The sequence below is a fragment of the Paraburkholderia sp. genome, from assembly GCF_049581445.1.
Taxonomy (GTDB): Bacteria; Pseudomonadota; Gammaproteobacteria; order Burkholderiales; family Burkholderiaceae; genus Paraburkholderia.
In genome coordinates, this window is sequence record NZ_JBAURZ010000237.1 from 1 (window position 1) to 1,856 (window position 1,856).

Annotated in this window: 2 protein-coding genes; both read right to left on the minus strand. The window is 64.1% G+C overall.

Going from position 1 to position 1,856, the window contains the following annotated elements; genetic code table 11:
- Positions 1-1,057: glycosyltransferase (locus tag WCA85_RS20690; RefSeq protein ID WP_424066747.1), on the minus strand; the 1,057-nt coding region annotated here is incomplete at its 3' end.
- A gap of 67 nt (positions 1,058-1,124) precedes the next feature.
- The coding region (locus WCA85_RS20695; protein ID WP_424066748.1) for a glycosyltransferase at positions 1,125-1,856 on the minus strand (732 nt) is incomplete at its 5' end.

Here is a 1,856-nt window from a genome sequence, read left to right on the forward strand (position 1 = left end):
GGTCTTCGGTGATGCGCACGTGCTGCAGCGCGAACTGGCGCGTCGTCAGATCGCGTGACAGCAGTTCGTCGCTTGCCGCTTGCGCCTGAGCCAATGCGTCGTCGGGTGCGGCGACCAGCTTGTCCACCGCATCGCGCAGCGCCGGCGGATTGAACGGCGGCACGTAGGACGCTGCGTTACGCGAGAAGTAATCGTCGAGGCTACCCACCTGGGTCACCACCATCGGCTTGCCGAGCGCCGCGGCTTCAAGCATGACCGTGATGCCCGAGGCGTGCGAATTCGGCCGCAGCGGCACCAGCACCAGATCGGCCCACTCATACAGTTCGCGGGCTTTTTTAAGCCCCGCTGCGGGGGCGATCTCGACGTTCGCGGCGCGCAGTTTCGCGGGAATGCGCCGCCGTGTAGCAATCTTGACGGTATAACGTTCGTCGTTGCCAAACGCCTTGATAAGCGTTTCCCAGTCGCGGTCCCGGTCATTACCGATCGCTGCAATGCGCACCGAACGATGCGGCTGCCAGGTGCGCGGCCGCGCCACCGGGAAATCACCGGTATTCAGGCCGTAATACACATGCGTGGCTTTGCGTCCGAAGTACTGTTCGCACAACTGCGCGTTTTCGCTGGCAAGCGTGGTCAGCACGTCAGCGCGCGCAATCAGCTTGCGATATACCCAACGCCGCAGCAAGCCATAGTCTTTCCACTTGTCGAGCAACCACACGCTTTGCGCAAGCAGCAACGGCGGCGCGCTGCGGCGGCCGTTTAGCAATAGCAGCAGCGCCACGGACAGATACTCCTGCTCGGTATGCGTCCAGATCACGTCCGAGCGCAGAATTTCCGCGCGATTGCGCAAGGTATGAATCAGGTCGAAGCCCAACGCCGCCTTCAACGCACGGCGTACAAGACGCACAGGTGCTTTTTCACGGGCGTCCTGCGAATAGGTCAGCGCAAACTGCTCCGACTCGGCGTGGTGGTAGCCATACAGGCAACCGATATCGTCGCCCTTGCGATAAAAGCGCGGATCGGCGCCATAAAACAGATGAACGTGGACGTTCGTAGTCACTCAGGCACTCCCGTCTTCTAGTTAAAGGATGCAGCGACGCGCGGGGCGTGGATCATGAAGGACACGCTCAGGAAAGCGCCCTGTGTGCTTCGTGCGCTCCGCGGCGCGCTTCATGCGCTCCTTTGCGCACCGCACGCCAGCGTGGCAGCTTCGCGGGGCCTTGGCGTTTCAGCAGCGCCAGCACCACGTGCGCCATCCCCGGATAGACGCGGGTGCCGACCAGCGTGTACCACCACCAGGCCGTTTCGCGGCGCAGCGGCGTCAGTTGGTCGCGCAGGATCAGATGCAGGTTGAAGGCTGCGTTGCGCACGGCGCTGAGCGTCTGCGCGTCGCGGCGGTCGTCGTCGAAACGCTCGGCGGGAAAATGATCGACGGCCACGCGCGGGTCGTAGACGAGCTTCCAGCCCGCGTTCTTCACGCTCATGCTGAAGGCCATGTCGTTGTGTACCTGTGCGCCCGCTCCGCGCAGCCGCGCGTCAAAACGGATATGGCGGATCGCCTCGCGCCGGTAGCTCATGTTGGCACCCTTCAACAGATCGACTTCGCGCGCGCCGCCCACGCCGAGATGGTGGTTGCCGATGATCTTGCCCGATGGCGTGAGCTTGCCCACCAGCGGCCGTTCGCCATCCAGCACACGACCCTTTTCGTGGACCCAGTCGCGCCCACCGAGCGCGCCTAGCCGCGCGTCGTTCTGGAACGCGGCGGCAATCCGTTCGACCCAATCCACGTGAGGCGCGGCGTCGTCGTCCGTGATCGCCACCACGTCGCCAGCGGCGGCGTCCAGGCCACAGTTCAGCGC